We start from the raw sequence: 13180 nt of genomic DNA on the forward strand, positions 1-13180 counted from the left end.
CACCCCCCCGCTCTCCCCATCCCCGGGCACTTTCTGGGGGCGCCCCGCCCCCCCCCCTGACCCGTCCCGTTGACCTCGGCCCCCGGGGCCGCGTGGGCTGGACCAGCCCACGCGGCCACCTCCCGACCGGCCGTGGCATCGCGCTGTGCGGTGCCACGGCCGGCCGCCGTGTCAGTTGGTCGCCTTGGCGGCGGCCTCGATCTGGTTGGTGACCGCACCCGAGTCGGTGACCATGGACAGGTGGGGTGCGTTGATCTGGACGCTGTGCGCCTTGGCCCGCTCGGACATGACGACCTGCTCGGCGGCAGGGATGACGGCGTCCTGCTTGCCGATCACCGACCACGAGGGGATCGTCTTCCACGCCGGCGCGCCGGACTCCTCGACCAGAGCGCTGAAGGCCAGCGGACGCTGCCGGGCGGCCAGCACCGCCACGTCCTTGGCGGGAATGCTCCTGCCGGCGAACGCCGTACCGAAGACCGACGGCTTCACGTACAGGTTGACGTTGCCGGTCTCACCGGGGATCGCGACCTGGTCGAAGACGGCGGACGTGTCGCCCCCGAAGACCGAGCCCGGCACGGCCGAGGTCAGCGAGAAGACGGTGTCGTGCTGGTCCGGGATGTACGCGTCGACGTACACCAGGGCCTTGACCCGCTCGTTGCCCAGGGCGGCGTTCGTGATCACCATGCCGCCGTACGAGTGCCCGACGAGGACGATCGGCCCGGTGATGGTGTCCAGGTACGCGCGGAGACTCGCGGCGTCGTTCGCCACGCCCGACAGCAGGTTCGGCGGGGTGACCACCCGGTAGCCGTCGTGCTGGAGCTTGGCGGTCACCTTGTCCCAACTCGACCCGTCCGCCCACGCGCCGTGCACGAGCACGACTGTCGGCTTGGTCGCGGCGGGGCGCGACTGCGTGACGTGAGTCGCCGAGGCCTGCGCGGTGCCGACACCGACACCGGTCAGGGTGAGGGCACCGATGGCCACGCCTACCGAGACGAGGCGGCGCTTGAAGGACAATTTCACGGTTTCTCCTTACTGCTGCACGAAATCGAGCAGGGCGGCGTTGACCTGATCGGCGTGGGTCCAGGCAATGGCGTGCGGCCCGCCCTCGATGACGAGCAACCGGGAATCCCCGACGAAGGCGGCAACCCGCTGGCCGGTCACCCCGATGGGCAGCACACGGTCCTGGTCGCCCTGGATCACGAGCACCGGCACGTCAACCTTGGCCAGGTCCTCGCGGAAGTCGGTGAGCCAGGTGGGGATACACGCCACCGCGGCGACCGGGGACCCGGCCTCGGCCACGGCCAGACTGGCCTGGAACGCCTCGTCGCCGACCAGCGATCCGCCGTACACGTCGAGGTTGTAGAAGTTCTCCAGGAACTGCTTGAGCCACCCGTTCCGGTCGGCCCGCGCGGCCTGGATGAACCCATCGAACAACGCCTGCGGCGCGCCTTCGGGATTGTCGTCCGTCTTCAGGAGGAACGGCGGAATCGGCGACATCAGCACGGCCTTCGCGACGCGTTCGGTGCCGTAGCGACCCAGGTACCGGGCGACGTCACCGGTCCCCATCGAGTGGCCCACGAGAATGGCGTCGCGTACGTCCAGTGTCGTGAGGAGCACGTTCAGATCGCTGGCGAACGTGTCGTAGTCGTATCCACCCGCGGGCTGGCTGGAATCGCCCCAACCGCGCCGGTCGTACGTGATAACGCGGTACCCGGCGGCGAGCAGTGCGGCGACCTGCTTCTCCCAGGCCTGCCCGCTGAGCGGGTAGCCGTGGCTGAGCACGACCGGCGTGCCGGCGCCGTGGTCCTCGTAGTGGATGTCGATCGGGTTGGCTCCCTCTGAGCCAACGCTGACATGGGGCATGCGTACTCCTTGGGCTTGCGTTCCACGCTGGGAACCCTGCCGAAGGTACGGAGGTGGCGGCGTTTCGGAATCACCCGAATCACGTAGTCCCCGGCGTCGTCGGCCGCCCGAAAGACAACGAGCGATGGGCGATGCGGCGGGCCCGGCAGGAGTCGCAGGCTTGGGCCGAAAAGCGAAGCCGCCACCCCTTCGTCTCTAGGATGTCAATCGTGACCATGCCCGACCGCAGGCTCTCGGACGGGCCGCCGTCGCACTGCGAGTTCAAGGTCTTCGGCGGTATGGGCTGCCGGCGGGATGGCTCGGACGTCGATCTCGGCCCGGTCCGCCAGCGGGTCATCCTCGCCAAGCTCCTCGCGGCCGGCGGTGACGCGGTCAGCCTCGACAGCATCGTCGACAGCGTGTGGGACGACCGACCTCCGGCCAGCGCCGCCAACCAGATCCACCGGCACGTCGGGAACCTCCGCCGGATTCTGGAACCGGACCTGGACGTCCGCGAGACCGGTCGTTACCTCCTACCGGCCGGTACGGGCTACCGGCTGATCCTCGCGACCGAGGCATCCGATCTGGCCATGTATCGCGAGCTGGTCCGGCGGGCCCGCGAGGCGCTGGCGGGCGGGGATGCCGTGTCCGGCGTGCGGGCTTACCTGACCGCCCTGGAACTCGGCCGCAGCCCCGCGTTCACCGACCTGCCGACCGGGGCGTTGCGTTCGCCGGAGTTCGTGGCCATCGAACGGGAGCGCGTCGCGGTGGCGCTCGCGGCCAGCGAAGCCGCGCTGGCCCATGGCATGGCCGACGCCGCCCTGACCCCGCTGGTGAGCGTGGCCGCCGCGGCGCCGCTGGACGAGGCGCTGCAGGCGTGCCTGATGCGCGCGTACGTGGCCACCGGCCACCGGGCGGAAGCGGTGCAGGTATTCGAGCGGACGCGCCAACGTCTCGCCGAGGAACTGGGGGTGGATGCGGGGCCCGAACTGCGGGAGGCGTACCGGGAGCTGCTCGCCAGCGGCGGAAGCTCGCCGGACGAGCTGCGTCCGCTGGAGGCTCCCCGGCCCGCGCAGCTGCCGCCGCCGGTCGCGGGCTTCGTCCGACGGAACGACCTGGCCGCAGTGCTCGACGGCCTACTCTCCGACGCGTTCAGCGACGCGACGATCGTGATCACCGTACTCGGCGGTATGGGTGGCATCGGTAAGACCGCCCTCGCCGTGCACTGGGCCCACCAGATCGCCAACGAGTTTCCCGATGGTCAGTTGTTCCTCGACCTGAGGGGCCTGGACCCGGACGGACGGGTCATGTCACCGCAGGAGGCGCTCGCCACGCTGCTCGCGTCACTGGGCGAGCCGGCGGTCTCGTCACCGCAGGAGAACGTCGACGCTCAGGCGGCTCGTTATCGCAGTCGCCTCGCCGGTCGTCGCGTTCTGATCCTCCTCGACAACGCCCGCGACTCCGATCAGGTCCGTCCGCTGCTGCCGGCCTCCCGAGGCTGTCTGGTCATCGTGACCAGCCGCCACCGGATGACGAGCCTGGTCACCCGGGAGGGGGCACGTTACCTGCAGGTCGACCGGCTGACCGGGGCCGAGTCCCGGCAGCTTCTGATCAACCGTCTCGGCACCCGCCGCGCCACCATGGACCCGGCCTCGCTCGACAAGGTCATCAGCCTCTGTGCCGGGCTGCCGCTCGCACTGGCGATCGTCGCCGCCCGCGTGGCGCTCAATCCGGCCCTGCCATTGAGCGCTGTCGTCAGCGCCGTCTCGGCCCCGTCAGCCAGACTCGACGCGTTGTCCAGCGCGGACCCGTCAGACGATGTCCGGTCGGTGTTCTCGTGGTCGTACCGCGCTCTCGATCCATCGGCAGCGCAGGTGTTCCGCGCTCTCGCCGTCCACCCGGGTCCGGGGGTCTCGCTGGAGTCGATGGCGAGCGTCGCCGGGGTCAGTCGGACGAGGGCGCGCACGCTGCTCACGGAACTGGTCACCGCGAACCTGCTCGACGAGGCGCAGTCCGGGCGGTACTTCCTGCATGACCTGCTGCGGGCCTACGCGGGTGAGCTTCTCGACGAGGATCGAGAGCGACCGGAGTACGAGCGGCGTCTCGTCATGCACTACCTGCACTCGGCCCGGGCCGCGTACGCGAGACACCACCGGCAGCCGGTCGGCACCGCCACCGGGACGCCACCGGACGTCACGCCCGAGTCGTTCGACAGCGTGTCCCAGGCTGCCGCCTGGTACGCACGGGAACGGCCAGCGCTGTGGGCGACAATCGAGCTGGCCCTCGCCCACGGCCTGGCGCGCGATGCGGCGGCAATGGTCCTCGCGGCCTCGGCGCCGGGCAGCAACTCCATCCCCGCGGGCCGGACACCGACCGTCCTCGCGATCCTCGACCTGGCCGGCGCGCTCGGCGAGCCACTGATGGAGGCCGAGCTTCTTCGTACCATCGGTGAGGTCTTCGCCCCGCTGCCACCGGCCGACGAATACCTCCGTCGAGCCCTGTCCATCTTCGCCGGCGCCGGCGACCTCGCCGGGCAGGCCGACGTCCTGCGAAACCTGGCCGTGCTCTCGTCGGCGCGTGGCGACCACGACGCCGCCAACGCGTACGGCGAACGCTCGGTGGCTCTCGCTCGGCAGACGGAGCGTCAGGAACCGCTCGCCGTCTCGCTGCTGACACTCGCGAGAGCGCGGCTCGGTTCGGGTCGGTTCGACGACGGCGTACGGATCGCGGACGAGGGGTTGGCCATCGCGATGGTGCAGCACCTTGATCACCTGAACGTCCGCTACGCGCAACTCCTCGCGGAATCGTCCTGGAAACTCGGTCAGCTTGAGCGAGCGGTGACGATCTCGGAGTGGGGATTGGCCGAAGGCGTCAGTGAGTCGAACGGTCCCCGCTGCGCCGTCGCGGCGATCCTCGCGCGTGCCGCGTTCGACCTGGGCGACCAGGCGCGCGCGGAACAGGGCTGCCAGCGGTTCGAGGGCCTGATCGCCGACAACGGCTTCCGGGAACTCATCGAGTTCGCCGGCATCGAGGACGCCGAGACGTACCGAACCATGGTCGCGTACGTCCGGGCCCGGCTGAGTCTGATGAGCGACGCGTCGTGAGCGGCTAGGGCGCGAGCACTCAGTTTGCACTCGTCGCGCACAGCGGTGCGTTCGGATGGTCGTCGAGACCCCGAACCCGCGCCCGAGGAGCACCATGCACTGCCCCCCAGCCGACTCTTCCCGCGTTCATCCGGGTGCGGCACTGACCCCCCGACAGGAACAGATCGCCCTGCTGGTGGCGGCCGGCTCCACCAACATCGAGATCGCGAGACACCTGGTCATCAGCCCCCACACCGTCAAACACCATCTGCGCGGAGTGTTCCACCGGCTGAACGTCGCATCCCGCCGCGAACTGCGCGGGAGGTTGAGCCACCGCACGACCGATCGCTTCGCCCAGAGCCGTCGCCTGACCAGTCAGGAGCGCGACATCGCTCGCCGGGTCTCGGACGGCGCGTCCAACCGGGAGGTGGCGGCACAACTGTTCATCAGCCCGAGCACGGTGGACTATCACCTCCGCAAGATCTTTCGCAAACTCGACATCACCTCACGCCGAGAACTGGCCGATCGCCCTCGTCTCTGACGCTCCCCGGTCTGCGCGTCGGCACGCGGTTCGCGTGTCGCGGGACCCGAGTCAGCGCTGGTCCCAGTGTCCGACGTTCGCTCCCCATCCGGACGGCGCTGCCAGACGAAGCTCGTCTCGACTCAGCACCCCCAGATCGGCCGCTCGCCCCTTGACGACCCGCGTGTCGAAGGTGAACTGCACGCTGGTGCCGTCCGCGAAGGAGACCGTGACGTGGGTGTCGGGCCCGGCCGGGTGGTTGTCCAGCCATTGCACATGGACGACCTCGGCCGTCAGCGTGCCGTCCGGACGCACCAACGCGAATCCCTCGAGGTCACCCTGGGCGACATCCGGGTGGAACCGTCCGCGCAGCTCCGCCCGCCGCTGCTCGCGCCAGCGCCGTCGTGGGTCGATGTCCGCCATGCAGCGCATTCTGCAACGGGCGTCAGCACCGCGGAACCCGGTGTACGAGCATCCGGCGGCTACTCGTTCGGCCGTTCGATCGGACCCGAACGACACGCGCCGCCCGGGACAGAACCCGGGCGGCGCGTCTCTGACAGGTGGTGGGCGATGCCCTAGGTGCGCGTGCTCCACTGCTGGTTGGCGCCGCCGTGGCAGGCCCAGAGGTGCAGCTGTGTCCCGTTGGCCGTGCCGGAACTGACGGCGTCCAGGCAGAGCCCCGACTGCGCGGAGGTGATGGTGCCGTTGGAGTTGACGTTCCACTGCTGGTTCGACTGGCCGTTGCAGTCCCAGATGATGACCGCGGTGCCGTTGCTGCTGCCGCTGCCGCTGGCGTCCAGGCACTTGTTGCCGTAGACGGTCAGCGTGCGGTTGGCGGTCCGGGTCCAACGCTGGTTGGCGCCACCGTGGCAGTCCCAGAGCTGCGGGCGCGCGCCGTTGGCCGTGCTGGAGTTGGGGACGTCGACGCACCTGCCGGACTGGCTGCCGACGATCAGCACGCTCTGCTGGCTGGGTGGCGGGGTCGTCGGCGGGGGAGTCGTCGGCGGGGGAGTGGTGGGCGGCGCGCCGCCGCCGAACTGCGCGAAGAAGTTCCACACCTCCTGCTTGACCCAGCTCCGCGCGCCGCTCTCGCAGCCCGCACACCCGTCCACCGGGCCCTGCTGGTGTCCGCCGTCGAACGCGGCCCAGAGCACCGGATATCCGGGCTGGCAGGAGTAGGCGGTGGTGATGTGGGTCCGGCTGCCGGCCGCGGGCTCGGGCGGGTTCTGCGCGGCGCATCCGTTGTTGCGGACGAACCTGTCACGCAACGCCCGGCCGTTCGCGATGTTGTCGTTGATGCCGTGGATCCCCAGGTACGCCACGGGTTGGGTGCCGCCGCTGCATCCGCTGATCGCTCCCGGGGCCGCGATGGCCGCGACCGCGCGGAACACCGTCGGCCGGGAACACGCCAGCGAGTAGCTCATCGCTCCGCCGTAGCTGAACCCGACGGAGAAGAGTTGCGTCGTGTCGACGCAGAGGGCGTTCTCGATCACGCGGACCATGTCGTCGGTGAAGGTGACGTCCTCACCGTTGGCGTTGCCCCAGCCGTTGTTGAGTCCCTGCGGGGCGACGAAGATCGTGGTGTTGTTCGCCTGGGAGAGCATGCCGTAGTAGGCCCACGGCGCGCCGTCGGTGCCGCCCGACGCGACCTGGCTGGCGGTGCCGCCCAACCAGTGGAAACCGAAGGCCAGCCGGTGGGCGTAGGTGTTGTTGTAGCTGTCGGGTAGCCGAAGGATGAAGCTCCGGCTCTTCCCGCCGCTCTGGATGGTGTGGGTGCCGCTGTTCAAGCCCGGCGCCTTGCCGCAGCCGGCGGTGCTGGCCGCGGCTGCCGGAGTGACGCTGGTGACGATGTAGGTTCCGACGGCGATCAGGACCAGGACCGCCATGGCTGCCCCGATCCAGGGGGCGGACAGTCTGCGAAGTGGCACAGTTGAATCTCCTTGTGCGAAAAGGAACGTCGGCCTGCCGCACGACGCCTCGTCTGTTCGGTACGAGGTGATCCACGCGCGGCGCGGGACGTGCCCATGACGAGGGCCGGCTGGACGCCACCGGTCCTGCGGCCCGTGCGGGACCGGATGGTCGTCGAATCGTCGGTGGCCCACAACGTTCGCCCGAACACCACGCGCCCGGCCGTCGGAGGATGCCGGAGCACCAGATCCGAGGGTCGAACCGATTCGACTCGACGCTAGATCACGCAATTAGGGGTGTCAATGTCTTGGGCGGCGACGACCGAGACGAGACAGACCTGGGCGACCGCTGCCAGTGTGCGGGGACGGGCTGCGCGTCAGCGGATGCCGATGCTCTGGTGCTCGGGTTCGATGACGGCGACGACGCGTTCGTCGTCGCGCGGGTACGTCCCGTCGGTGTACTTGGCGACGATGCGGTCGATGATCGACCACGCGGCGTCGCCGTCGAGCCAGTTGACGACACGGCCGCGTACGACAATCGGAGTGAACGGATCGTCGGCCGGCGCGATGGACAACGCCAGGCGCGGGTCGCGGCGCAGGTTGCGCGCTTTGCGCTTGCCGGGCCCGGTGAATATGACGATGTGTTCGCCGTGCGTTCCGACGTAGACAGGGGTGGCGTGCGGTGCGCCGTCCGGCAGGACGGTGGCAAGGTGGGCGATCGGTGACCCGTCGAGCACACGGCGGATGTCGAGACGCAGCACGGTGGTCCCTCCGGTGGTGTGGTGGTTATCGGGCGTGATGGGCACGCCAGCTGATGTAGTCGGCGACGGCGGCCGTGAGGTCGAACGCCGGTTCGAAGCCGGTGTCGGTGGTGAGGCGGGAGATGTCGAGGTAGGGATCGCGCCCCGGTCCGCCACTGCGACCGTCGAGCACGTCGAGCCGCGCGTCCGGAATGGCCGCGCGTACGGCGTCGATCAGCTGCCCGTTGGTGAAGGGCTGTCCGCTCGAGATGTTGTAGATCTCGTGGCCGAGGGCGTCTGCCGTGATGAGCAGGGCGATTGCGCGTCCAGCGTCGGGGGCGTAGCAGAAGTCGCCCCCGTCGTGGGCGTGCAGGGCGGTGGGGCGTTCCCCGCGTAGCACGGAGCTGATGTAGGGCGGGACCGCGTTGAAGGGAGTGGCCGGGTCCATGAGCGGTCCCCAGGTGCTGCCGATGCGGAGCACGAGCGCCTGAATCCCGGTGTCCCGCAGCGCATTCGTGGTGAGCGGTTCGACAGCCTTCTTGAAGGCGATGATCGGGTGCGGTACGGCCACCGCGGGTAGGGGCAGGTCTTCGTGCCAAGTGATCGCACTGCTGCCCAGGTAGGAGCCGAGACTGCCGGCGACGGCGAAACGCCGCACGCGCCAGCTGCGTGCGGCGTCGAGCATGGTGAGCAGCCCGGCGGTGTCGGCCCGGAAGTACGCGACTCGATCCTCGCCGGGGATGCTGCCGGCCAGGTGGACGATGTCGGTGATCCGGTACCGGTCGCCGAGGGTGGACACCGCGGCGGCGTCGGTGACGTCGAGTTGTTCGACGATGACGTCGTCGGGCAGGAACGACGGGCGCTCGGTTCGCCGGTGGGCGGTCGCGACGACGGTGTGCCCGAGGTCCGTCAGGGCGCGCGCGGTCTGGGCGCCGATCATGCCGAGGCCGCCCGTCACGAGGATCACCGGACCACCTCGTAGTGCAGGTGGGTCACGGCCGGCGCGGCGACGGCCTCGATCAGGCGGAGTTCGACGGGTGCGGACAGGGCCTGGAAGTACGGCCGGCCGGCGCCCAGCAGCACCGGCCGCTGGTGCAGGATCAGCTCGTCGACCAGACCCGCGGCCAGCGCGGCGGTGGTCACTCCGCCCCCCATGAGGGCCACGTCCTTGTCGCCGGCCAGGCGGCGGGCCGTGTCGACGGCCTCCTCGATGCCACTGGTCACCAGAATCTGGCGCGGATGCTCGGCGGGCAGCGATCGGTGGCTGAGCACCACGAGCGGCGCGTCGGGGTGAGGGGTGCCGCCGCTGTCCCAGCCGGAGTCGTCGTAGGTGTTGCGCCCGGCCAGGCTCGCTCCCACCCTGGCCGCGGCCGTGTCGAACACGCGGGCGCTGGGAGCGCTCAGCCGGAAACCGTCGAACACCGCGCTCGGTGTGTCGCCGTCGAAATACCAGTCGAACAGCATGCCGCCGTCACCGAGGCCGCGTCGGGGTCCCGGGTCACGACCGGTGATGTATCCGTCGACCGAGACCGACAGGGCTGCGAGGACCTTGCTCATGTATCGCCTCTCACTCGTCGCGGGACCGGGTAGGTGCCGGCCTGCCACGGAGGGGGACGTTATCGAGCGACGCGCTTACCGGTCTTGAACGAATCGCGCACCGTCACGTGGTCTGCGTCTCCACCGACATGGACTTTCTCGGGCGATCGAGCCGCGAGGAACGGCGCGTACGACGCGGTGTGGTCGTGCCCGCACGAGCACCGGTCGACCTGTGCGCCGAGCAGTCCGGCCGGCGTCAGCCCGCTCAGACGCCGCACCTCTCGACTCAGGTGGGCCTGATCCGCGTACCCCGCATCGACCGCGAGTCCCACCATTCCGTCGGCCCCGCGTCGTCCGGCCGCCATGGTGCCCGACTGCGCCAACGCCAGGAAACCCTGGAACCGCAGCGTCCGCTGCAACGACTTCGGACCCGTTCCCACCGCCCACACAGAGCGGCGACGGAACTGGCTGACCGACAGTCCGAGGTGGTCGGCGACGACGCCGATCTCACGCGGCGCCCAGGGCATGAGCATGCGCACCGCCGCGCGAACGAGGGGATCCCCGCCAGCGGTCCGCGTGCGGCGCAGCAGGAATTCCTGCAGGACGAGCAGCCCCGCCCGAGGTGTGACGGCGGTGGCAATGGCCTCGCCGAGCCGGTCCACCCACCGGTGACCGAGCTCGTCCAGCGCGACCTGCCGGTCGAGCAGGTCCCCGACGCCACCAGGTATCAGAACGGGTGCCCCCGGATGGAATCGGACGCCCAGCAGGATCGTCGACGCGGGGATCACCTCGACCCGGGGTCCGGTCAACGGGCCGAGCAGGCGTGGCTCTCCGCCGAGCGGCCAGTGCAGCTCCGCGCCACCGGTGGGCAGGTGCCGCTGCAGGTAGGGCGCCGTCCCGGTGGTCTGCACCCACACGGTCCGAAGGTGGTCGACCAGCCCTGGCAGCGGGGCAAGCTCAACGTAGGACTCGCCTGCGCTCACGCGCGGACCTGATCCCCGTCGGACGCGATGGCCCCCTGCACCGCGTCCGCGGCCGCTCGACGTCCGCCCGCCGCCCGCACCGTCGCGGATGCGGTACGCAGGCGCTCACGGATCGTCGGATCGTGCGGGAGGTCGCGGATGCGGGCCTCGACGTCGCTGTTCGGACCAGCACCGTTCGACAGGTTCACCCCGAGACCGAGAGCCTCGACCCGTGCCGCGACGACGTGCTGTTCGCTGGTACGCGGCGCGCAGACCATCGGAACGCCGAACCAGAGGGACTCCATGACGCTGCCCATCCCGGCGTGCGTGACGAACAGGTCGGCCTGCGCCAACGCGGCGAGCTGGTCGACGTGCTCGTGGGCTTCGACCCGGTCGGGCAGCGTCCCGAGAGCGGCGATCGGGAGCCCGCCGGTGGACACGAGCACCCGGCGGTTGGGCGCCGCGGCGGCCGCCGCTCGGATCAGTGGCCGTAGCGCCTCGGGCTCGGCCGCCGCGGTGCCCGCGCTCACGTACACGAGGCGCTCGCGCACTGCCGGTCCGGTGCCGAGCCGCGAGCGCAGGCACGGTCCGACGAAGTGGTGGTCCGGGCCGAAGCCCTCTCCGTTGCACTGAAACCACCGCGGGAGGAACGCGATCGATCGCCGCTCGCGTGCCTCGGCCAGGTCGCGTACGGTGCCGCGCTCCAGTCCCCAGCGCGCGGAGAACTGGTCGAGCTGGTCCTGCAACGGGGCGAAGGCGGGATGTGCGGGGTCCAGGACGCTCGCCTGCCCGGTGGCCGCGGCCAAGGACCACGCCGGCCCCTGTGCGAAGGACGGAAACATCGCCACCGCCGGCCGGTTCAGCAACTGCGCCAGCGCGCGGCCGGCCGGATGCGCGGCCCGATCGTAGAGCAGGACGTCGGGGACGTCGCCGCGCAGCACGGGGATGATCTGGGGGACGACGGCGGCTGCTTCCGCCAGGAGCACGAACGGGAGCCAGACCGCGAAATCGGCCGGCGGCACCGCCGACGACGGGCGCGTGACAAGCGTGGACTCGTACGTCACGACGTGCGCGCCGGCACGTCGCGCGGCGGGTGCGGCGCCGTCCGGGGCGAAACAGGTGACCCGGTGCCCGCGGGCCCGCAACTCCTCGATGACGTCGAGGACGGGCAGCAGGTGACCAGTGGCCCCGACGGCGAGGACGGCGACGTGCGCACTGGCCTTCGTGCTCATGCGCGCAGCCCGTGCCGGGCGGTGTACCAGAAGAACCAGGACAGCAGGCCGGCGAGCATGACGACGTACTGCACGTTGGTGACCGTCGCGACCGCGTCGAGGTCGATCACTGACGCGATGGCGACGCGGACCACGGCGTCCAGCATCAGCACGACGCCGACCACCACGCTCACCAGGCGCAGGCGGCGCCGGAAGACGGGATCGTCGGTCCAGCGTCGCTGCCACGCCGCAGCGCCCTCATCACCGACCTTCGCGGTGGCGATGGCCGTGCCGAGGTGGAGCATGAACGGCCGCTTCATGGCCAGCGACAGCAGCACCCAGGCGCCGAGCAGGCCGGTGAGCCAGCCGTCCTTGATGTACAGCAGCCGCGCGTCCCCGGTGACCACGCTCAGCGCGCCCCCCGCCAGGAAGAGGCTGACGACGACGAGGCCCGCGACGTCGATCCGCCGGCTGCGGGCGGCGACCAGGGCGGCGTTCGCCGCGGGGACCGCCCCCGCGGCCAGGGTGGCCGCCAGCACGCCGGCGCCCAGGGCGCGAAGCGCGTAGTAGACGAGCAGGGGCAGGACCACGTCGACGACGATTCGTCCGACCAGAGCGCGGCGCGCGCTCTCGCTCGTACGCCCGGCGGCAGTCGGCGTCGGCTGGGTGTCGTTCCTGACCGGCCTCACCGAAGCACCTCCCCGCGATCCCTCGTGGCCGGCTCGGCGGCGATCGCGCGGTCGAAGAGCGCGCACAACTCCTCCGCGTAGGCGGCCAGGTCCAATCCGCTACCGCTGGCGAACCGCTCGACGGCGGCGTCGACGGCGGCGCGGACCGTCACCGCCATCACCACCGGATCGAACGTGCGCAGTTCCCCGGACTCCTGGCCGGCGACGAAGAGGTGCGCCAGCAGCATCACGGGTACGTCCTCGCGAGCATCCGCATCCGCCGTGTCCCTGGGCAGGTTGCGGACGATCTCGACGGCCGCGCGGGCGTACGCCGGTCGTTCGCCCAGAAAGCGGAAGTTCGAGCGTAGGTACGCGGCGAGCTTGCCACGTGCCGTCGACTCAGCCTCGATCGCCGGGACCATGACCTGTTGCGCCCGGTCGACGATGTGGCGCAACGCCGCGGCGACCAACTCCTGCTTGGTGTCGTAGTGGTACGTGATGAGCCGGGTGCTGCTGAGTCGCGCCGTCTCGACGATCCGCGCGAACGTCGCCCCCGCGTAGCCGTGCTCGGCCAGCAGCTCGACGAACGCCTCCAGAATCTGCGTCTTTCGATCGACCTCCGGTGTTATCTGCATAGATAAAAGTTCAGCAGAAGGCCGGCTTCCCGTCAAGGGCGTAGGGATCGCCGCAGCGCGTGCGGAAACGGCAGAG

13 protein-coding genes are annotated in these 13180 nt (G+C 70.5%); 2 read left to right on the plus strand and 11 right to left on the minus strand.

Annotated features, from left to right (window positions below):
- Positions 1-171 precede the first annotated feature (171 nt).
- Together AB0B55_RS00005 and AB0B55_RS00010 are read right to left on the minus strand one after the other, a co-directional pair.
- Positions 172-1020: an alpha/beta hydrolase gene (locus AB0B55_RS00005; RefSeq protein WP_357125051.1), complete on the minus strand. Its 849-nt coding sequence runs from the start codon at positions 1018-1020 to the stop codon at positions 172-174.
- A gap of 9 nt (positions 1021-1029) precedes the next feature.
- Entirely contained in the window at positions 1030-1863 is an 834-nt protein-coding gene (locus AB0B55_RS00010; RefSeq protein ID WP_357125055.1) for an alpha/beta hydrolase, read from the minus strand.
- A 215-nt stretch (positions 1864-2078) separates the two neighbouring features.
- Between AB0B55_RS00010 and AB0B55_RS00015 the strand changes: the two genes are divergently transcribed.
- Both AB0B55_RS00015 and AB0B55_RS00020 read left to right on the plus strand, forming a co-directional pair.
- Positions 2079-4946, plus strand: a complete 2868-nt coding sequence (locus AB0B55_RS00015; RefSeq protein WP_357170539.1) for a BTAD domain-containing putative transcriptional regulator — start codon at positions 2079-2081, stop codon at positions 4944-4946.
- 55 nt (positions 4947-5001) lie between these two features.
- The gene (locus AB0B55_RS00020) at positions 5002-5466 is read left to right on the plus strand and encodes a helix-turn-helix transcriptional regulator (RefSeq protein WP_357125058.1); all 465 of its coding nucleotides are present in this window, start codon (positions 5002-5004) and stop codon (positions 5464-5466) included.
- Between the two features lie 51 nt (positions 5467-5517).
- Here the strand turns inward: AB0B55_RS00020 and AB0B55_RS00025 are convergent, their stop codons facing one another.
- The 9 genes from AB0B55_RS00025 to AB0B55_RS00065 all read right to left on the minus strand — a co-directional run bounded on the left by AB0B55_RS00025 (position 5518) and on the right by AB0B55_RS00065 (position 13104).
- Complete coding sequence (locus AB0B55_RS00025; RefSeq protein ID WP_357168985.1) at positions 5518-5868, minus strand: hypothetical protein; 351 nt, start codon at positions 5866-5868, stop codon at positions 5518-5520.
- A gap of 152 nt (positions 5869-6020) precedes the next feature.
- The gene (locus tag AB0B55_RS00030; RefSeq protein WP_357125064.1) at positions 6021-7373 is read right to left on the minus strand and encodes an RICIN domain-containing protein; all 1353 of its coding nucleotides are present in this window, start codon (positions 7371-7373) and stop codon (positions 6021-6023) included.
- 356 nt (positions 7374-7729) lie between these two features.
- A complete protein-coding gene (locus AB0B55_RS00035) occupies positions 7730-8158 on the minus strand; it encodes a PPOX class F420-dependent oxidoreductase (RefSeq protein WP_357125067.1) in 429 nt (142 codons plus the stop codon).
- Positions 8139-9059, minus strand: a complete 921-nt coding sequence (locus AB0B55_RS00040; protein ID WP_357168988.1) for an NAD(P)-dependent oxidoreductase — start codon at positions 9057-9059, stop codon at positions 8139-8141. Before AB0B55_RS00040 ends, AB0B55_RS00035 begins: the two co-directional genes overlap by 20 nt.
- A complete protein-coding gene (locus AB0B55_RS00045) occupies positions 9056-9649 on the minus strand; it encodes a dihydrofolate reductase family protein (RefSeq protein ID WP_357125073.1) in 594 nt (197 codons plus the stop codon). The genes AB0B55_RS00040 and AB0B55_RS00045 overlap by 4 nt, the downstream gene beginning before the upstream one ends.
- A gap of 59 nt (positions 9650-9708) precedes the next feature.
- Positions 9709-10611 carry a DUF6597 domain-containing transcriptional factor gene (locus tag AB0B55_RS00050; RefSeq protein WP_357168991.1) on the minus strand — a complete coding sequence of 301 codons (903 nt, stop codon included), beginning with the start codon at positions 10609-10611 and terminating at the stop codon, positions 9709-9711.
- Entirely contained in the window at positions 10608-11822 is a 1215-nt protein-coding gene (locus AB0B55_RS00055; protein WP_357168994.1) for a nucleotide disphospho-sugar-binding domain-containing protein, read from the minus strand. The genes AB0B55_RS00050 and AB0B55_RS00055 overlap by 4 nt, the downstream gene beginning before the upstream one ends.
- Positions 11819-12490, minus strand: coding sequence for a VC0807 family protein (locus tag AB0B55_RS00060; protein ID WP_357168997.1), 672 nt, complete (start codon positions 12488-12490; stop codon positions 11819-11821). The genes AB0B55_RS00055 and AB0B55_RS00060 overlap by 4 nt, the downstream gene beginning before the upstream one ends.
- Positions 12487-13104: a TetR/AcrR family transcriptional regulator gene (locus AB0B55_RS00065; RefSeq protein WP_357169000.1), complete on the minus strand. Its 618-nt coding sequence runs from the start codon at positions 13102-13104 to the stop codon at positions 12487-12489. The genes AB0B55_RS00060 and AB0B55_RS00065 overlap by 4 nt, the downstream gene beginning before the upstream one ends.
- Positions 13105-13180: the final 76 nt, after the last annotated feature.

The sequence above is a fragment of the Micromonospora sp. NPDC049107 genome (genome assembly GCF_040648595.1).
Lineage (GTDB): Bacteria > Actinomycetota > Actinomycetes > Mycobacteriales > Micromonosporaceae > Micromonospora.